The 18,617-nt window shown below is 73.2% G+C and carries 14 protein-coding genes; 8 read left to right on the top strand and 6 right to left on the bottom strand.

Going from position 1 to position 18,617, the window contains the following annotated elements; all coding sequences use genetic code 11:
• The first annotated feature begins 12 nt into the window (after positions 1 to 12).
• Positions 13 to 975, top strand: a complete 963-nt coding sequence (gene cofD, locus BMY40_RS18660; RefSeq protein ID WP_093661020.1) for a 2-phospho-L-lactate transferase — start codon at positions 13 to 15, stop codon at positions 973 to 975.
• Positions 972 to 2,348, top strand: a complete 1,377-nt coding sequence (locus BMY40_RS18655) for a coenzyme F420-0:L-glutamate ligase (protein WP_093661018.1) — start codon at positions 972 to 974, stop codon at positions 2,346 to 2,348. Before cofD ends, BMY40_RS18655 begins: the two co-directional genes overlap by 4 nt.
• 22 nt (positions 2,349 to 2,370) lie before the next feature.
• Here BMY40_RS18655 and BMY40_RS18650 read toward each other — a convergent pair whose 3' ends face one another.
• The 3 genes from BMY40_RS18650 to BMY40_RS18640 all read right to left on the bottom strand — a co-directional run bounded on the left by BMY40_RS18650 (position 2,371) and on the right by BMY40_RS18640 (position 5,982).
• Positions 2,371 to 3,336 carry a DNA-3-methyladenine glycosylase family protein gene (locus BMY40_RS18650; RefSeq protein WP_093661016.1) on the bottom strand — a complete coding sequence of 322 codons (966 nt, stop codon included), beginning with the start codon at positions 3,334 to 3,336 and terminating at the stop codon, positions 2,371 to 2,373.
• Between the two features lie 16 nt (positions 3,337 to 3,352).
• Complete coding sequence (gene manB / locus BMY40_RS18645) at positions 3,353 to 4,435, bottom strand: mannose-1-phosphate guanylyltransferase (RefSeq protein WP_093661014.1); 1,083 nt, start codon at positions 4,433 to 4,435, stop codon at positions 3,353 to 3,355.
• 134 nt (positions 4,436 to 4,569) lie between these two features.
• A complete protein-coding gene (locus tag BMY40_RS18640; protein WP_093661012.1) occupies positions 4,570 to 5,982 on the bottom strand; it encodes a peptidoglycan recognition protein family protein in 1,413 nt (470 codons plus the stop codon).
• Positions 5,983 to 6,118: 136 nt separating this feature from the next.
• On the opposite strand from BMY40_RS18640, the gene BMY40_RS18635 reads away from it, so the two are divergent.
• From BMY40_RS18635 to BMY40_RS18620, 4 genes are all read left to right on the top strand, one after another.
• Positions 6,119 to 6,901 (top strand): TIGR03089 family protein, encoded by a 783-nt coding sequence (locus BMY40_RS18635; RefSeq protein ID WP_093661010.1) that lies wholly within the window; start codon positions 6,119 to 6,121, stop codon positions 6,899 to 6,901.
• 193 nt (positions 6,902 to 7,094) lie between these two features.
• Positions 7,095 to 8,327: an LCP family protein gene (locus BMY40_RS18630; RefSeq protein ID WP_245770164.1), complete on the top strand. Its 1,233-nt coding sequence runs from the start codon at positions 7,095 to 7,097 to the stop codon at positions 8,325 to 8,327.
• 242 nt (positions 8,328 to 8,569) lie between these two features.
• A complete protein-coding gene (locus tag BMY40_RS18625) occupies positions 8,570 to 10,414 on the top strand; it encodes an LCP family protein (protein ID WP_093661006.1) in 1,845 nt (614 codons plus the stop codon).
• Positions 10,415 to 10,464: 50 nt separating this feature from the next.
• A complete protein-coding gene (locus BMY40_RS18620) occupies positions 10,465 to 12,180 on the top strand; it encodes an LCP family protein (RefSeq protein WP_425443139.1) in 1,716 nt (571 codons plus the stop codon).
• A gap of 103 nt (positions 12,181 to 12,283) precedes the next feature.
• On the opposite strand, the gene BMY40_RS18615 is transcribed toward BMY40_RS18620, so the two are convergent.
• Positions 12,284 to 13,327, bottom strand: a complete 1,044-nt coding sequence (locus BMY40_RS18615) for a glycosyltransferase family 2 protein (protein ID WP_281250794.1) — start codon at positions 13,325 to 13,327, stop codon at positions 12,284 to 12,286.
• 147 nt (positions 13,328 to 13,474) lie between these two features.
• Here BMY40_RS18615 and BMY40_RS18610 point away from each other — a divergent pair, with 147 nt between their 5' ends.
• Positions 13,475 to 15,067, top strand: a complete 1,593-nt coding sequence (locus BMY40_RS18610) for an LCP family protein (protein WP_093661002.1) — start codon at positions 13,475 to 13,477, stop codon at positions 15,065 to 15,067.
• A gap of 64 nt (positions 15,068 to 15,131) precedes the next feature.
• Here BMY40_RS18610 and BMY40_RS18605 read toward each other — a convergent pair whose 3' ends face one another.
• Positions 15,132 to 15,683 (bottom strand): acyl-CoA thioesterase, encoded by a 552-nt coding sequence (locus tag BMY40_RS18605; protein WP_093661000.1) that lies wholly within the window; start codon positions 15,681 to 15,683, stop codon positions 15,132 to 15,134.
• Between the two features lie 171 nt (positions 15,684 to 15,854).
• Between BMY40_RS18605 and BMY40_RS18600 the strand changes: the two genes are divergently transcribed.
• Positions 15,855 to 17,054: an LCP family protein gene (locus tag BMY40_RS18600; RefSeq protein ID WP_245770163.1), complete on the top strand. Its 1,200-nt coding sequence runs from the start codon at positions 15,855 to 15,857 to the stop codon at positions 17,052 to 17,054.
• A gap of 255 nt (positions 17,055 to 17,309) precedes the next feature.
• Here the strand turns inward: BMY40_RS18600 and BMY40_RS18595 are convergent, their stop codons facing one another.
• Positions 17,310 to 18,488, bottom strand: coding sequence for an acyl-CoA dehydrogenase (locus tag BMY40_RS18595; protein WP_093660996.1), 1,179 nt, complete (start codon positions 18,486 to 18,488; stop codon positions 17,310 to 17,312).
• Between the last annotated feature and the right edge of the window lie 129 nt (positions 18,489 to 18,617).

Here is an 18,617-nt window from a genome sequence, read left to right as displayed (position 1 = left end):
GAGACTGTCGGCATGCAGCGCATTGTGGTTCTGGCCGGGGGCATCGGTGGTGCCCGCTTCCTGCGTGGACTGAAGGAGGCCGCACCCGACGCCGAGGTCACGGTCGTCGGCAACACCGGTGACGACATCCACCTCTTCGGCCTCAAGGTCTGCCCGGACCTCGACACCGTGATGTACACCCTGGGGGGCGGCATCCACGAGGAGCAGGGCTGGGGCCGCGCGGACGAGACCTTCACCGTGAAGGAGGAGCTGGCGGCGTACGGCGTCGGCCCCGACTGGTTCGGCCTGGGCGACCGCGACTTCGCCACCCACATCGTCCGCACCCAGATGATCGGCGCGGGCTATCCGCTCAGCGCCGTCACCGAGGCGCTGTGCGCGCGCTGGCGGCCGGGGGTGCGGCTGCTGCCGATGACCGACGACCGGGTCGAGACCCATGTGGTGATCGAGGCCGAGGACGGCGGCCGCAAGGCCGTGCACTTCCAGGAGTACTGGGTGCGGCTGCGGGCGTCGGTGCCCGCGCAGGCGGTGATCCCGGTGGGCGCCGAGCAGGCCAAGCCGGCTCCGGGCGTGCTGGAGGCCCTCTCGGAGGCGGACGTGGTCCTCTTCCCGCCGTCCAACCCCGTGGTCAGCATCGGCACGATCCTCGCCGTGCCCGGCATCCGCGAGGCGATCGCCGACGCCGGGGTGCCGGTGGTGGGCCTGTCCCCCGTCATCGGGGGCGCCCCGGTGCGCGGGATGGCCGACAGGATGCTGGCCGCCATCGGTGTGGAGACCACGGCCGCGGCGGTGGCCGGGCACTACGGGTCCGGACTGCTGGACGGCTGGCTGGTGGACACCGCGGACTCCGGCGCCGTGGCCGAGGTCGAGGCGGCGGGCATCCGCTGCCGGGCCGTGCCGCTGCTGATGACGGACGTCGGGGCCGCGGCCCGGATGGCGCGCGAGGCGCTCGGCCTCGCCGAGGAGGTGCGGATGTGACCGGCGCCGAGCCGCTTCCGGCGTACCGGGTGTGGGCGCTGCCCGGGATACCCGAGGTACGGCCGGGCGACGACCTGGTGAAGCTGATCGCGGACGCGGCCACCGCCCCGGGTCTGCCCGGCCTGGCCCACGGCGACGTGCTGGTGGTGACGTCGAAGATCGTCAGCAAGGCCGAGGGGCGGGTGGTCGAGGCCGCCGACCGGGAGGCCGCGATCGACGCCGAGACCGTACGGGTGGTCGCCCGGCGCGGGCCGGCGCGGATCGTCGAGAGCCGGCACGGCTTCGTGATGGCCGCGGCCGGGGTGGACGCCTCCAACACCCCCGCCGGGACGGTACTGCTGCTGCCCGAGGACCCTGACGCCTCCGCGCGCCGGATCCGCGAGGGCCTGCGGGAGCTGCTGGGCGTGACGGTCGGGGTCGTGGTCACCGACACCTTCGGGCGGCCGTGGCGCGTGGGGCAGACCGATGTCGCGATCGGCGCCGCCGGGGTCCGGGTCCTCGAGGACCTGCGCGGCGGCACGGACATGTACGGCAACCCGCTGGGCGTGACCGTCACGGCCGTCGGCGACGAACTGGCCGGGGCCGGGGAGCTGGTGAAGGGCAAGGCCGACGGGCTGCCGGTCGCGGTGGTGCGGGGCCTGCCGCAGCACGTGCTGTGGGACTCCCCCGGGGAGACCGGCGGCGAGAGCGGGGAGAGCGGCGGCGGGACCGGGGACACCGGGGCGCGGGCGCTGGTCCGCGCGGCGGCCGACGACATGTTCCGCCTGGGCGCCTCCGAGGCCGTACGGGAGGCGGTGACGCTGCGGCGCACCGTTCGGGAGTTCACCGGCGAGCCGGTGGACGGCGCGGCGGTGCGGCGGGCGGTGGCCGCGGCGGTCACGGCCCCGGCGCCGCACCACACGACGCCGTGGCGCTTCGTCCTGCTGGAGTCGGCCGCCTCGCGCACCCGGCTGCTGGACGCCATGCGGGAGGCGTGGATCGCCGACCTGCGCGCGGACGGGAAGAGCGAGGAGAGCATCGCGAAGCGGATCCGGCGCGGGGACGTACTGCGGAACGCGCCGTATCTGGTGGTGCCCTGCCTGGTGACCGAGGGGGCGCACGACTATCCGGACGCGCGGCGCTCGGCCGCCGAGCGCGAGATGTTCGTGGTCGCGGCCGGGGCCGGGGTGCAGAACCTGCTGGTGGCCCTGGCGGGCGAGGGGCTGGGGTCGGCGTGGGTGTCGTCCACCATGTTCTGCCGCGACGTGGTGCGCGAGGTGCTGGACCTGCCCGGCGACTGGGACCCGATGGGCGCGGTGGCCGTGGGCCGGGCCGCGGCCCCGCCGAAGGCGCGCCCGCCGCGGCCGGCCGGGGACTTCGCGGTCGTCCGCTGACGCGGGGCCCCGCCGCTCCGCGTCAGAGGCGTGCGATGTCGCCCCGCGGGAAGCGCGGCGCGCGGCGGGGCGGGGTGCGGCCGGTGGCCAGGATCAGCCGGGTCGCGCGGTGGCGCTGGCCCGCGTAGGGGGCGAGCAGTTCCAGCATCCGCGCGTCGTCACCGTCGCGTGCGCCGGTAAGGGCGTAGACCACGATCCCCGGCAGGTGCAGGTCGCCGACCGTCACCGCGTCCGCCGCGCCGTTGGTGCGCTGGAGCGTCTCGGCCGCCGTCCAGGGGCCGATGCCGGGGATCGCCGTCAGCCGGGTCACCGCCGCGGCCGGGTCCATGCGCGCGGCCTCCTCCATGCGCCGGGCGCGCGCCACCGCGCGCAGGATCGTCGAGGAGCGCTTGTCGTCCACCCCGGCCCGGTGCCACTCCCAGGAGGGGATCAGCGCCCAGGTGCGCGGCCCGGGCATCACGTGCATCCGCTCGGGAAGCCGGCCGGGCGGGCCCGGCGCGGGCTCGCCGTACCGGCGCAGCAGCAGCCGCCAGGCGCGGTACGCCTCGTCCGTGGTGACCTTCTGCTCCAGGATCGAGGGGATCAGCGACTCCAGCACCAGTCCGGTGCGCACCAGGCGCAGCCCGGGATGGCGGCGGTGCGCCTCGGCCACGAGCCGGTGGCGGGGGACGAAGGCCGACGGGTCGTCGTCCGCGCCGAGCAGCGCCGGGAGGCGGTCGAGGACCCACTCGGCGCCCGGCCCCCACGCCTCGGCCACCACCTCGCCCGCGCCCGCGTCCGGCGCGACGCACAGCGTGGCCGGACCCAGGGGGGTTCGGGTGGCCCGCCAGACCGCGCCGCCGACCGCCCGGTAGGCGGGGTCGTACGGGCCGCGCTGGAGCACCCGCAGATTGCGGCGCAGGTCGTGCGGTCCGAACGGCTGGGGCGGGGCCCAGCGGCGGACGGCGGGGGCGGAGCCGGAGGCGGCTTCGGAGCCGGGGTCGGTCACGGTTCGGCGCTCCGGGTCAGCAGTCGGACGAGAAGCGGACCGAGCCCGCCTCCAGGCGGGCGCCGCACCACACCCGGATGCCGTCGCGCAGTTCGTTGTCCTCGCCGACGACCGCACCGTCTCCGATGACCGCGCCCTCCAACACCGTACGCGCCCCTATGCGCGCCCCCGTGCCGACGAGCGAGTCGCGCACCACGGCGCCCGGCCCGACGACCGCGCCGTCCAGCACCGTGCTGCCGTGCACCCGGGCCCCCTCGCCGATCACCGCGCCCGCGCCGACCGCCGTACCGCCGGTCAGTCTGGCGCCGGGGGCCACCTCCGCGCCGTCCAGCACCAGCCGCTCACCGCGGGGGCCGGGCACGGCCGGGGAGGGTGCGTGGCCGAGCACCAGATCGGCCGAACCGCGGACGAAGGCCTGCGGGGTGCCCAGGTCGAGCCAGTAGGTCGAGTCGACCATGCCCTGCAGATGGGCGCCTTTGGCGAGCAGCCCGGGGAAGGTCTCGCGCTCGACGGAGACCGGGCGGTCGGCGGGGATGGCGTCGATCACGGACCGGTCGAAGACGTACGCGCCCGCGTTGATCTGGTCGGTGACGATTTCCTCGGGGGTCTGCGGCTTCTCCAGGAAGGCGGTGACCCGGCCGTCGGCGTCGGTGGGGACCAGGCCGAAGGCGCGCGGGTCCGCCACCTTCGTCAGATGGAGGGAGACGTCGGCGCCGGAGGAGGTGTGGGTCTCCACCAGGGCGCGGATGTCGAGGCCGGTGAGGATGTCGCCGTTGAAGACCAGCACCGGGTCGCCGGGGCCGGAGTGGAGCCGGGAGGCGACGTTGCGGATGGCCCCGCCGGTGCCCAGCGGCTCCTCCTCGGTGACGTACTCCAGGTGGAGCCCCAGGCCCGAACCGTCGCCGAAGTACGGCTCGAAGACCTCGGCCAGGTAGGAGGTGGCGAGTACGACGTGCTCGACCCCGGCCGCGCGGGCACGGGCCAACTGGTGGGTGAGGAAGGGGACTCCCGCCGCCGGGACCATGGGCTTGGGGGTGTGGACCGTCAGCGGCCGCAGCCGGGTTCCCCTGCCCCCGACGAGGAGGATCGCTTCTGTCACCGGTTCTTCTCTGCTTCCTGCTGGGGACCGTGCCTGGTGGCCGGGCCAGTGTAGGCGGCCCGGCCGGCACGGTCCCCGGCGCGGCAGGCCGCCGGCCCGGGACTGCGCCGGCGGCGCGTACGGCGGGGCCGGTCCTACCTGCCCTGCAGCCGGGCCGCGGTGGCCCGGATGGTGCCCAGCTTGGCGTAGAGCCGGTTGCCCGGGCAGTTGGTGACGTAACCGTCCCGGTGCCCGGAGACGGTGCGGAGCCTGACCGTGGCCCCCTTGCGGTACTTGCCGCCGCCGGACTTCATGGAGGCGGTGCCGCGCGGGTCGACGCCGTGCAGGCCCAGTTTCCAGGCGACGAGCTTGGAGACGGCGTTCACCGCGGCCCCGGAGGGGTTGGTGCTGCTGTACGAGCCGAGGACCGCGATGCCGGTGCTGTCGTGGTTGAAGCCGTAGGTGTGGGCGCCCATCACCGGGTTGGCCACACCGCCGGCGCGGCCCTCGTAGATCTTTCCGCACTTGTCGACGAAGAAGTTGTAGCCGACGTCCCGCCAGCCGTTGCTCTGGACGTGGTAGCGGTAGATGCCCCGGATGATGGCGGCGGACTGGCCGCACGAGTAGTTGTTGCTCATCGCCGTGTGGTGGACGAAGGCGACCTTGACCGTTCTGGTGTAGAGGAACGGTCCGCGCAGCCGCTCGTCGGCTCCCCACCCCCTGCGGGTGACGATGCCGGGCCGGGGGCCGATGGGGGCGTCGGCCACGGCCCTCAACTGGCCAGTCCGATCGGCCGCACCTGCCTGGCCGTCCTGGCTGTCCTGGCTGTCCCGGCTGTCCTGGCCGGTCTGGCCGGTCTGGCCGGGGGCACGCACCGCGAGCAGGTCCTCGCGGGTTCCCTGCCGGTCCAGGGCCGGGATCTCCAGGGCTCCGGGCGGGGCGAGCGCGGAGTTCGCCTCACCGGCGGGGTTCTTCCCGGTCTCGGCGGCGGGGTCGTCGCCGGGGTGGACCAGGTCCAGGCGCAGCCCCTCCGGCAGCCGGTGCGCTCCGGAGGCGTCCGCTTCCGGAGCCTCCGGCTCCTCCGGCAGGACGCGGGCCTGTACTCCGTTGGAGTCGCCGACCCACAGCGGTGCCGTGGCTCCGCGCACCTTGTCGCCGCGGGACTCGGCCGAGTCGGGGTCGGGCCGGTCCGCGTGGGCCTCCAACTCCTGCCAGGACGACCACTTTCCGGTGGCCGCGGACCTGGTGCGCACCTGGATCCGGCCGTGCAGTTCCTCCTCCGGGTCGTCCCAGACCACGCCGAGCAGCGCGAAGGGTTCGACCTCGCGGGCCGGGAGGCCGAGGGACACGGAGTCGGAGGAGCCGGGCGGGGCGGTCGTGGGCGGCGGGGTGAGGGGTACGAGCGGCAGCGACTGGGTGCTGCCCGGCAGCCGGGGGGCCGCCACGGATCCGGGAGCGGGTGCGGGGGCCGCGGAGGCGCTGTTCGCCAGGCCGTCGGGCGCGGTCAGCGGCAGCACCGCGGCCGCTGCGCACGCGACGCCGATCGATGACGCAATGAATGCACGCATAAATCCGATATTGGACACAGGGGATATGGCTGTCTAACGGGGAGCTGACGCCCGGTCGCCCTGAGTCGTCCTCACCGGACGCCGGAGGCGTCCCGTCCCGGCGCCCCCGGGCGGCGGCCCGCGTACCCTGGCGCCGATGAACACCACCGATCGCACCCCTGCCGACCTGCTGCGATCCGCGCTCGCCGCGGACGCCGCCCGCCCGCTGGTGACCTTCTACGACGACGCCACCGGCGAGCGCGTCGAACTCTCCGTCGCCACCCTCGCCAATTGGGTGGCGAAGACGGCCAACCTCCTGCAGGGCGAACTGTCCGCCGAGCCCGGCGACCGCCTCGCGCTGCTGCTGCCCGCACACTGGCAGACCGCGGTCTGGCTGCTGGCCTGCTCCTCCACCGGAGTCGTCGCCGAACTGCCCGCCGACACCACCGACACCGGCTCGGCCTCCTCCCTCGCCGCGGCCGCCGACCTCGTCGTCAGCGGCCCGGACACCCTGGAGGCGGCCCGCGCCTGCACCGGCGAGCGCATCGCGCTCAGCCTGCGCCCCCTGGGCGGCCGCTTCCCCCGGCCGCCCGAGGGCTTCACCGACTACGCCGTCGAGGTGCCGGGCCAGGGCGACCACTTCGCCCCCTTCTCCCCCGTCGACCCGGACGCGCCCGCGCTGGTCGTCGGCGGCGAGGAGCTGACCGGGGCACAGGTCGTCGAACGCGCCCGCGCCGACGCCGGAACGCGGGGGCTGGGCCCCGGCGCACGACTGCTGTCGGGGCTGCCGTACGGCACCTGGGAGGGGGTCTGCGCCGGGCTGTTCGCCCCCCTGGCCGCCGGGGGCTCGGTCGTGCTCTGCCGCCACCTGGACCGCCTGGACGCGGCGGGGCTGGAGGAGCGCGTGCGGAGTGAGCGCATCACCCACACGGCCGACTGACCCACCGTCGACGGACCCGCCCCGCCCCGGCATTCATCCCACAACCGAACACATCCTCCCGGTCTCCGGTCGCGCGGGTGTTTTCTCTCCCGCCGGTACAACCACGGACCCCTCCCGTGTGTCTGTACAGAAGACCGGCGACCGCACGGCTGTCCGCGCACCCGCCGCCGACCGCTGAGGGATGAACGCATACGTGACCGAACCCGAGGACGCGCAGCAGACCGGCCTCCCCCACCCTCCGCCCCGGCCACGCCGCCGGTGGCTGCGCTGGGCCGCGCTGGGCGCGTCGCTCGCCGTACTCGCGGCGGGCGGCGCGGCCTGGTTCCTCTACAACAGGCTCGACGGCAACATCCGCACCGACGTGGAGGCCGCCGACCAGTTGCGGCGCTTCGACCGGGAGCGCCCCGCGGCCGTCGTGCACAAGGCGAAGAACATCCTGCTCATCGGTTCCGACGACCGCAGCGGCGACAACGGCAGGTACGGGCGGGACAGCGGCACCCAGCGCTCCGACACCACCATCCTGCTCCACCTGTCGGCCGACCGCTCCAGCGCCACCGGGGTGTCGATACCGCGTGACCTGATGGTGGACATACCCGAGTGCTCCGGGCCGGACGGCACGGCCACCCGGCCCCTGTTCGCGCAGTTCAACTGGGCCTACGAGAGGGGCGGGGCGGCCTGCACGATCCGCACGGTCGAGAACCTGACCGGCATCCGCGTGGACCACCACCTGATCGTGGACTTCACCGGTTTCGAGAACCTGGTGGACGCGGTCGGCGGCGTCGAGGTGTGCCTGGCGGAGCCCGTGAACGACCCCGAGGCGCACCTCGTCCTGGACGCCGGGCCCCAGAGGCTCGACGGCGAACAGGCCCTCGGCTACGTACGCGCCCGCAAGGGCATCGGCGACGGCAGCGACACCCAGCGGATGGAGCGGCAGCAGGAGTTCCTCTCCACCCTGCTGCGCCAGGTGCGCGACGACGGGCTCCTGACCGACCCGGCCGAGCTCTACCGGGTGCTGGACGCGGTGACGTCGTCGCTCACGGCCGATCCCGGGCTGGACTCCCTCTCCGAGCTCTACGACCTGGTGAGCGGCGTCCGCGACATACCCCAGGACCGGGTGCGGTTCATGACCGTGCCCCGGCAGCCGTACACCTACGACCCCAACCGCGACGAGTTGGTGCAGCCGGACGCGGACCTGCTGTTCGCGGCGCTGCGCGACGACCGGCCGGTGCCGGCGGAGGACGGCGGGGAACCCGGCGGGCAGCCTTCCGGGGACTCCTCCGCGGAGCCCTCCACCACGCCCTCCAGCACACCGTCCGCCGCGCCGTCCGCCGGGGCCGGGATCCCCGCGTCCGCCCCAGGGGCCGGAGCGCGGGAACCGAGCACTCCGCCCACCGGTTCGCCGTCCGCCGGGAGCCTGTGCGGATGAGCGCGGACGCGGGGGAGCGAGAGAGAAACAGCACAGGGATTACCCCTGGGGATTGGAATGGAATGTCTGTTTGAGGAAGAAAGTAACCTGCCTGCGGGGGTGCTTGACAACGGGCCGCGGCAGATAGTGTGAGCAATCCGGTGCGCTCGCCCATGGCCGCTGCGCACCACTGGAGACCGACCGAGCGCCTTGATGCCTGACAGGGAAGGCGCTGCGTGGCACGACGGAGGATTCAGGCAACCGTGGACGCGCAAAGCCGTGGGCGGGCGGGGGACATCGATCCCGCAGACCAGTGGGTGTTCGACCCGGAGACGGGTGACTACAAGCTGCGACCGACGGCCCCCGCTGCGCGACCGTCCCCCTCTCCGCGCCCGTCCTCGCCGTCCGGTGGGCCCGCGTCCCGCGCCGGCCGCCGGTCGGCCCCGCCGCGCGGCGAGGTGCCCCGGCAGCGCAGAAGGCGTCCGGAGGACGGCGGTACGGCCGAGGACGGCGCCAGGGACGGTGCGGGAGCCGGCGCGGCGGACGGCGGGAAGCCGGCCGGACGGGCGGCGGCGCGCCAGGCGGCGGGCGGACGCGCGGCCGCACGCCAGGCCGCGGGCGGCCGGGCGGCGTCCCGGCGCAAGGCCAGGCCGAAGAAGTCCGCGAAGAAGAGGGCGCTGCTGTGGACGGGAGGCGTGACGGCCTTCCTGGTCACCGGTACCGCGGTCGCCGCCTACCTGGCCTACGAGCACTTCAACGGCAACATCGACACCGTCGACGTCGGTGACGCCGCCGAGGGCGGCTTCGGCAGCGACGGCCCGCTCAACATCCTGCTGATCGGCACCGACAAGCGCACCGGCAAGGGCAACGAGGGCTACGGCGACAAGAACAGCCCCGGCCACGCCGACACCACGTTCCTCTTCCACGTCTCGGCGGACCGCACCAACGCGACCGTGATGAGCATCCCCCGGGACCTGAAGACCGACATCCCCGACTGCCCGACCAAGCAGGCGGACGGCAGTACCAAGGTCGTCCCGGGTGAGCAGGACGTCCGGTTCAACACCAGCCTCGGCCAGGCGGGCCGGGACCCGGGCTGCACCATGCGCACCGTCAGCGAACTGACGGGGCTGGACATCCACCACTTCATGATGGCGGACTTCAACGCCGTCAAGACGCTGACCACCGCGGTCGGCGGTGTCCCGGTCTGCCTGGAGAAACCGGTCGACGACCCCGACTCCAAGCTGAAGCTCCCCGCCGGCGAGAGCGTCGTCGAGGGCGAGCAGGCCCTGGCCTTCGTCCGCACCCGCAAGAGCTTCGGAAACAGCGGCGACCTGGACCGCATCAAGGTCCAGCAGCAGTTCCTGAGTTCGATGATCCGCCAGTTCAAGTCGAACGACACCCTCACCGACCCGGGCAAACTGTGGGACCTGGCGGACGCGGCCACCAAGGCGCTCACCGTCGACACCGGCATAGGCACCATCAAGAAGCTGAGCGACCTGGGCAAGGAGCTCAGCAGCATCAAGACCGAGAACATCTCCTTCCTGACGCTCCCGGTGATCGACAATCCCGCGGAGAGGATCAAGGCCACGGTCGTGCCCGACCCCACCAAGGCCCCGCAGGTCTTCGCGATGCTGCGGGAGGACGTCTCCTTCACCGAGGTGAAGGAGAAGGAGAAGGCCGCCAAGGACAAGGCCAAGAAGGAGCAGGAGGCGCTGCTCAAGGGCGAGCGGGCCGCGGCCTCCGACGTGCGCGTGGAGGTCCTCAACGGCGGGGAGATCGCCGGAGCCGCGCAGACGACGCTCACCTGGCTGCAGAACACCCAGAACGTGCTGAAGTCCAGCAACGGCGGCAACGCGCCCGAGCAGCTCGACAGGACGACACTGGAGTACGGGCCCAACCAGGCCGACCAGGCCCGCAAGCTCGCGGACCTCATGGGCCTGCCCGCTTCCGCCCTGAAGCAGGGCACCGAGGACGCCGAACCGCTCGCACCGATGACCCTGACGCTGGGCGCCGACTTCAAGGGCGCCGGCATCCCCATCGCCGCCCCGGCGAAGGCTCCGGAGAACCTCGGGAACGTGGAAGCCGACAAGAAGATATGCGCCAAGTGATTCCCGCGCGCCGCTTCCGCGCACGGGCCGAGTCGTAGGGAGAGGGCCCGTTGGGGCAGCGCACCACAGGGGGGAGGGGCGCACACGAACGCGCCCCCCGGCCGGAGGACTTCGGCTGGAACGACAGCATGTACGACGAGCCGGGCGAGTCCGGGGAACCGGAGGCGTCCGTGGAGTCCGGGAAGTCCGGGAAGTCCGTGCAGCCCGGGAAGAGCGAGGAGGGCAGGGCAGGCGGCACCGGGGGCGCGGCGCCCGCGCCCGGCGGAGGCCGCCGCGCCGACGGCCCGAAGCGGCGGACGGGCCGCGGCGGGCGGGTGCTTCGCTGGACGGCGCTCTCCCTCTCCGTACTGGTGCTCGGCACGGCGGGCGCCGGTTACCTCTACTACGAGCACCTCAACGGCAACCTCACCAAGAAGCCCCTCACCCTCGGCGACAACCAGTTGAAGCACCGGCAGAACGCGGAGGGCCGCACCCCCCTCAACATCCTGCTGCTGGGCTCCGACAGCCGTAACTCCGAGCGGAACCTCGAACTCGGCGGCTCCCGCGGCGATGTGGGGCGCAAGCCGCTCGCCGACGTCCAGATGCTGCTGCACCTCTCGGCCGACCGCGACAGCATCTCGGTGCTCAGCATCCCCCGGGACACCAAGGTGACCATCCCCGAGTGCACCGACCCCGAGGACGGTTCGCAGCACCCGCAGACCACCGACAAGATCAACTCCAGCCTCCAGCACGGCGGGCCGGGCTGCACGGTCGCCACCTGGATGGAGCTGACCGGCATCCCCGTCGACCACTTCATGATGATCGACTTCGCGGGCGTGGTGGACATGGCCGACGCGGTGGGGGGTGTCCCGGTCTGCGTGGACGCCAACGTCCACGACAGGAGGTCCGGCCTGCGCCTGGAGGCGGGCGAGACCGTCGTCCGCGGCGAGAAGGCCCTCCAGTGGCTGCGCACCCGGCACGGTTTCGGGGACGGCAGCGACATCGGCCGGGCCCGGGCCCAGCACATGTACATGAACTCGATGGTGCGCCAGCTCAAGGCGGGCACCAAGCTCACCGACCCGGGCAAGCTCAGGTCGCTCGCCGAGGCCGCGACCAAGGCGCTCACCGTCGACGAGGGCATCGAGGGCGTCAAGGACCTCTACGACCTGGCCAACGAGCTCAAGCAGGTCCCCACCGAGCGGATCACCATGGTCACCATGCCGTGGGAGTACTCCGACGGCGGCAGCTACGTGGTGCCCAAGCCCGGCGACGCCGAGAAGGTCTTCTCCCTCATCCGGGACGACATCGCCCTCGACGGCAGGGACGAGAAGCCGAAGAAGCCGAAGAAGACCTCCGACCCCGCCGCTCCGGCCGGCGAGATCCCGGTGGATGTCCGCAACGGCACCCGCACCGTCACCCTCGGCCCCGTCAACGGCCGTGCCGGGGTCATCGCCGAGGAGCTGCGGCGGCTGGGCTTCGCCCAGGCCGGGACCGACCCGGAGGAGGCGCCGCAGGCCGACACCACCGTGTCGTACCCGAGCGAGGACCTGCACGGTGACGCCCTGGCCGTGGCCGAGGCCCTGGGCGTGCCCGAGCGGTCCGTGCGCCAGTCCGCCGGAGTCGAGCAGGTCACCCTGGTGATCGGCGCCGACTGGCGGGAGGGGAACGCCTACCCCGGGCAGCCCGAGGCCGAGGAGGACGACGAGCGCGGCGCCCCCGAGAGCGCGAACGCCCTCAACGGCGACGAGGAGAAGTGCATGAACGTCAACCCCGCCCACACCTGGTGATCCGGCGCCCCGGCGAAGCGGCCGGGGCCGGAGCCGGGACGGGCCGCGCCCCGGAACCCCCGTCCTCCGGGGGCTCCGGGGCGCGGCCCGCGGGGAAGCCGGGTCAGCCGCCGGCCGTCACCGGCTCCCGGCGGGCGGCCTTCACCTTCTCCGCCAGTTTCCGAGGGCTCGTCAGGAAGCCCCAGCCCCAGGACATGTGCATGGTGGCCAGCGCCAGCGGGATGCGCACCCGCGCCCCGAACGGCAGCCCCTTCCCCGCCGGGACCGATCCCGCGGTGATGGCCGCCAGGTAGCCGCCGGGGACGACCAGGGCCCACGGTGTGACCAGCGCGCCCGCCACCAGGCCCGCTCCGACGGCGAGCACGGCCGCCGGCGGCGCCAGGTAGCGCAGGTTGATCGAGCCCGAGTGGTAGCGGGCCACCACGTGCCGCCAGCGGCCGTAGTTGCGGTACTGCTTGGCCAGTGCGCGGACGTTCGGCCGGGGGCGGTAGGAGACCAGCAGCTCCGGCGAGAACCAGATCAGCCCGCCGTCCTGGCGGATGCGGAAGTTCAGCTCCCAGTCCTGTGCCCGGATGAACTCCTCGTTGTAACCGCCCTGCCGCTCCAGCACCTCGCGGCGGAAGACGCCCAGGTAGACCGTCTCGGCCTCGCCCGCCCGGCCGCCGGTGTGGAAGGCCGCGTTGCCGACCCCGATCCTGGAGGTCATGGCGGCGGCCACGGCCTTCTCCCAGTCGTTCTCGCCCTCGGCGTGCATGATGCCGCCGACGTTGGCCGCGCCGGTCTCCTCCAGCAACCGCACGGCGGTGGCGATGTAGTTCGGCGAGAGCATCCCGTGCCCGTCCACCCGCACCACGACCGGGTGGCGGGAGGCGGCGATGGCCGCGTTGAGACCAGCGGGGGTGCGGCCGGTGGGGTTGGGCACGGTGCGCACCCTCGGGTCCTCGCGGACCAGCTCGGCGGCGATGGAGTCGGTGCGGTCCTCGGAGGGACCGAGCGCGATCACGACCTCCAGCTCGCCGGCGTAGTCCTGCTCCAGGATGTGCCGCACCGAGCTGCGCAGATACCGCTCCTCGTTGAGCACCGGCATGATCACGGAGACCGCGGGCGGCGCCGCGGCCGGGGAGGTGGGTTCGACAGGAGAGCTCACCGGGTCACGGTACCGCGATCGGGTGACCCGCTCGCACGGCAGCCGGGTGGCCGCGGACGGCGGGCGGCGTGGGACCGGCGGTCCGTAGATCGTATGGGCCTATGTTGGCCGCTTCCTGGCCCCCACCGCCACGGAGGTGCTTCCCCGATGCCCGCACGGTCCCGTCAGCGCGGTCGCCACGCCCGTCCCCGGCCGAAGCGGCGGGGTCTGTCCCGCTGGGGCGCACGGGCGGTCACCGCCGTCTCGGTGATGGTGCTCATGGCCGGCGGCATCGGCCACGCGCTGGTCTCCGGGCTGGACGGCCGGCTGAAGCGGGTGGACCCCTTCCACGGGCTCAGCCACCGCCCCCAGAACGGCGACGGCCTCAACTTCCTGGTCGTCGGCACCGACGGGCGCGACACCGTCACCGAGGAGGAGCGGCGGCGGTACTCCCTGGGCGGGACCCCGTGCAACTGCACCGACACGCTCATGCTGGTGCACCTGTCCGCCGACCGCGACCGGGCCAGCGTGGTGAGCATCCCCCGCGACTCGTACACCGAGTTCCCCGAGCACACCGATCCCGCGACCGGCGAGCTCCGCACCGGCCGCACCGGGAAGATCAACGCCGCCTACACGCTGGGCGGCCCGCACCTGACCGTACGCACGGTCGAGAAGATGACGGGGGTGCGCGTCGATCACTACCTGGAGGTCGACTTCACCAGTTTCATGCGGACCGTCGACGCCCTGGGCGGCGTCCCGGTGTGCACCACCCGGCCGCTGACCGACAGCCGCAGCGGCCTCGACCTGCCGGCCGGCACCACCCGGCTCGACGGCGGCCGGGCCCTGCAGTACGTCCGCGCCCGGCACGTCGACGCCGAGGGCGACCTCGGCCGCATCAAACGCCAGCAGCGCTTCCTGGCCTCCGTGATCGACGAGGTGACCGGGAGCGAGGTGCTGACGAACCCCGCCCGGCTCAACCGGGTCGCCTCGGCGCTCCTGGGATCGGTGCGCGCCGACCGGGACTTCGGCGCCCGCGAACTGCTGACCCTGGGACGGGCGATGCGCGGCTTCACGGTGGCGTCCTCCGAGTTCGTCTCGGTGCCCCTGGACGACCCCGACCACAGCGTGCCCGGCATCGGCTCGACCGTGACCTGGGACGAGGAGAAGGCCGGGAAGCTGTTCGCGGCGCTGCGCCAGGACCGGCCCCTGTCGTCCGGCACCGCGGCGGGCACGGGGCGCGGCACGGGACAAGCGGCCGGGCACGACGGCAAGAACCTGGACGAGGAGCCCGGCGCGGCGGAGCGGCGGAGCGCGCCGCGTCCGTCCGGCCCGCTCCCGGTCCGGGTGGACCCGGGGAAGATCCGGGTGCAGATCGAGAACGGCACACCGGTCGCCGCCCTCGGTGCGCGAGTGGACCGCGAGCTGCGCGCCACCGGTTTCGACACCACCGGCACCCCGCGCGGCGCGAAGAGGCAGGACGTACGGCGGACGGTCATCCGCCACGACCCCGAATGGGACCGCTCGGCGCGCGCCCTGGCCGCCGCGCTGCCCGGCGCGGAGCTGGAGGAGGTCAAGGGGCAGGGGCGGGTGATGGAGGTCGTGCTGGGCACCGACCACCGCGGGGTGCTGCGGGTGCGCCACGCCCCCGAGTCCTCCGCGAGCCCGGCGCCGGAGGCGGAGGACGCGGAGGAGTCCGCGCGCCCGGAGGGCGGGGGCACCGGCGGGAAGGCGGTCACGGGCGACGAGGTCGTCTGCCCGTGACCGCGGGGCCGGGCCGTAGGCGCCGGCGTGTCCGTACGCGCCGGCGGGCCCGGGGCGGCGGCCCTCAGTCCTCCGTCATGCCCTCGGCCGCCCGCCGGTCGCGCAGCTCCTTGATGGCGCGGCGCCTGGCGAGCCGGTGCGTACGCCGGATCTGCGCCTCCTGCCATCGCCGCTTGTCGCGCTCGGACTCGGGGACCACCGGCGGTACGGGCCTGGGCCGGCCGTTCTCGTCGACCGCGGTGAACACCAGGTAGGCGGAGGCGACCTGGGTGGCGGGCGTGGACTCGTTCCAGCGCTCGGCCAGCACCCGCACGCCGACCTCCATCGAGGACCGGCCGGTCCAGTTCACCTGGGCCTTCACATGCACCAGATCGCCCACCCGGACCGGCTCCAGGAAGACCATCTCGTCCATCGACGCCGTGACCGCCGGGCCTCCCGAGTGCCGGCCGGCGACCGCGCCCGCCGCGTCGTCGACCAGTTTCATGATCACACCGCCGTGGACGGTGCCGAGGAGGTTGGTGTCGTTCCCCGTCATGATGTGGGACAGGGTGGTGCGGGACGCCGCTGTGGGCTTGCCCGGCAGTTCGTGCTGGGTGGCCTGGGCCTGAGTGGTCATGCTTCCACCCTAAGCGGCCCGTCCCGGGCGGAACCGGGTGGCCCGGTGTGATCCCGTGCGCTCCCCGCCGGACCCGCCCGCCCCCGCAATGCATCAGCTCTGCAACAGCCGCGCTTCTGTTCCGCCCCCCTGTCTATGGCGCGCCCGGTCCGAGGGGGCACACTGCCTCCCATGACTGACTGGCCCAACAGCGGCGGCGTCGGCCCGCGCCCGGTTCCCAACCGCGCCGTACCGACGACCGGACCCGGCAACGACCCCGGCGGCGGCTACGGTTACGGCGGCCACGCGAGCTACGACTCCGGCTACAACACGGGCCAGGTCTACGCCGGTTCGGGTTACGCGGGCGGCGGACCGGGCGAGCCCGCCGCACCCGGCCACGGCGGTGCGAGACCGGCGCCGGACTGGGGCCGCCGGTTCAAGACGGGGCTCGTCACACTGCTCGTCGTGCTGTTGGTGTGGTCGGTCGGCACGTACTTCTGGGCCGACTCCAAGCTGCGCCGGGAGGTCGACCTGAGTACGGTCATGGACCGGCCCGAGAAGGGCGAGGGCACCACGTACCTCATAGTCGGCTCCGACAGCCGCGAAGGCCTGTCGGACGAGGACAGGAAGAAACTCCGCACCGGTTCGGCGGAGGGCAAGCGCACCGACTCCATGATCATCCTGCATGTGGGCCCCGAGGGGAACACGATGATCTCCCTGCCCCGCGACTCCTGGGTCACCATCCCGGAGTTCAAGGGCTCCGAGAGCGGCAAGACCTTCCCCTCCCCCGGCGCGCGCAAGCTCAACGCCGCCTACTCCATGGACGGCGCCACCCTGCTGGTCCGCACCGTCGAGTACAACACCGGTCTGCACATAGACCACTACGCGGAGATCGGCTTCGGCGGCTTCGCCTCCATCGTGGACGCCCTGGGCGGCGTGGAGATGGACATCCCCCGCGACATCAAGGACAAGAACTCCGGCGCCGACTTCAAGAAGGGCCGCCAGACCCTCGACGGCGCCCAGGCCCTGGCCTTCGTCCGCAACCGCTACGAGGCCGGCAGCGACCTGGAACGCACCAAGAACCAGCAGAAGTTCCTCTCCGCCCTGGCGAACCAGGCCGCCACCCCCTCCACGATCATCAACCCCTTCAGGCTCTACCCGACGCTGGGCGCGGGTCTGGACACCCTGATCGTGGACGAGGACATGGGCCTGTTCGACCTCGCCTCGATGTTCTGGGCCATGAAGGGCGTCTCGGGCGGCGAGGGCACCTCGATGAACATGCCGATAGCGGGCTCCGCACCGCAGGGCTCGCTCAAGTGGGACATGACCAGGGTCAAGCAGCTCGTCGGGCAGCTGAAGAACGGCGAGAAGGTCACGGTCAGGGCCGACTGAAACCCGCCCGCGCGGGGAACACCGCCACCATGGCCATGTGAACGTGTGGGCCCCGGACCGCCCGGTCCGGGGCCCACACGCGTTCCCTGGTCCGGAAGGCTCCCGGGCCCGGGAGGGGCGGGAGCGGTGGGGGAAACGACAGGGGCACCCCCGAAGGGGTGCCCCCTGAGCCGCGGCCGTACTGCGGTGCGGTTCCGTGCTGTGCCGTGCGGTGCGGTTCCGTGCGGTGCGGTTCCGTGCGGTGGGAACGGCGTCTTACGGCAGGTTGCGGGCCATCACGATGCGCTGGACCTGGTTGGTGCCCTCGTAGATCTGGGTGATCTTGGCATCGCGCATCATGCGCTCGACCGGGTAGTCGCGGGTGTAGCCGTAGCCGCCGAGGAGCTGGACGGCGTCCGTGGTGATCTCCATGGCGGCGTCGGAGGCGTAGCACTTGGCGGCGGCGCCGTAGAAGGTCAGGTCCTCCGCCTTGCCGTCGGCGCCGAGGGTGACGCGCTCGGAGCGGGCGGCGGCGGCGTAGGTGAGCTGGCGGGCGGCCTCCAGCTTCATCGCCATGTCGGCGAGCATGAACTGCACGCCCTGGAAGTCGCCGATCGGCTTGCCGAACTGCTTGCGCTCGGCGACGTAGCCCTTGGCGTAGTCCAGCGCGCCCTGGGCGATGCCGAGGGCCTGGGCCGCGATGGTGATGCGGGTGTGGTCCAGGGTCTTCATCGCGGTGGCGAAGCCGGTGCCCTCCTCGCCGATCATGCGGTCGGCGGGGATGCGGACGTTGTCGAAGTAGACCTCGCGGGTCGGGGAGCCCTTGATGCCGAGCTTCTTCTCCGGGGCGCCGAAGGAGACGCCCTCGTCGCCCTTCTCCACCACGAAGGCCGAGATGCCCTTGGAGCGCTTCTCGGGGTCGGTGACGGCCATCACGGTGTAGTACTCGCTGACGCCGGCGTTGGTGATCCAGCGCTTGACCCCGTTGAGGACGTAGGTGTCCCCGTCGCGCACGGCGCGGGTCTTCATGCCCGCGGCGTCCGAGCCGGCCTCCGGCTCGGAGAGGCAGTAGGAGAACATCGCGTCGCCCTTGGCCAGCGGGGCGAGGTACTTGCTCTTCAGCTCCTCGGAGCCGGACAGGACCACCGGGAGGGAGCCGAGCTTGTTGACGGCCGGGATCAGGGAGGACGAGGCGCAGACGCGGGCGACCTCCTCGATCACGATGACGGTGGCGAGCGCGTCGGCGCCCGCGCCGCCGTAGGACTCGGGTACGTGGACGGCGTGCAGGTCGTTGGCGACCAGCGCGTCCAGGGCCTCCTGCGGGAAGCGGCCCTGCTCGTCCACCTCGGCCGCGAAGGGCGCGATCTTCGCCTCGGCGAGCGAGCGCACCGATTCGCGGAGCATCTCGTGCTCCTCCGACGGACGGTAGAGGTCGAAGTCGGTCGATCCCGCCACGGTGTCTCACTCCCTGGGTGCGCTGCTGCTAACTACCGTTAAGTAACACAATTCTAGTGGTCCCCCGTCTCCACGGATACATGAGTTTGCCGACACCGGCCCGGCGGGCTCCCCCTCGGCCCCCGCCCG

It is taken from the genome of Streptomyces radiopugnans, from assembly GCF_900110735.1.
GTDB lineage: Bacteria > Actinomycetota > Actinomycetes > Streptomycetales > Streptomycetaceae > Streptomyces > Streptomyces radiopugnans.
The sequence above is the reverse complement of the archived record's forward strand: the minus strand, read 5'-3'. Positions and strand labels throughout refer to the sequence as shown.

Excerpts from the sequence above, each read along its gene's own strand:
- cofD (WP_093661020.1), top strand. The coding sequence starts at position 13 with ATGCAGCGCATTGTGGTTCTGGCCGGGGGCATCGGTGGTGCCCGCTTC.
- BMY40_RS18610 (WP_093661002.1), top strand. The coding sequence starts at position 13,475 with ATGCCCGCACGGTCCCGTCAGCGCGGTCGCCACGCCCGTCCCCGGCCG.
- BMY40_RS18640 (WP_093661012.1), bottom strand. The coding sequence starts at position 5,982 with ATGCGTGCATTCATTGCGTCATCGATCGGCGTCGCGTGCGCAGCGGCC.
- BMY40_RS18635 (WP_093661010.1), top strand. The coding sequence starts at position 6,119 with ATGAACACCACCGATCGCACCCCTGCCGACCTGCTGCGATCCGCGCTC.
- BMY40_RS18605 (WP_093661000.1), bottom strand. The coding sequence starts at position 15,683 with ATGACCACTCAGGCCCAGGCCACCCAGCACGAACTGCCGGGCAAGCCC.
- BMY40_RS18600 (WP_245770163.1), top strand. The coding sequence starts at position 15,855 with ATGACTGACTGGCCCAACAGCGGCGGCGTCGGCCCGCGCCCGGTTCCC.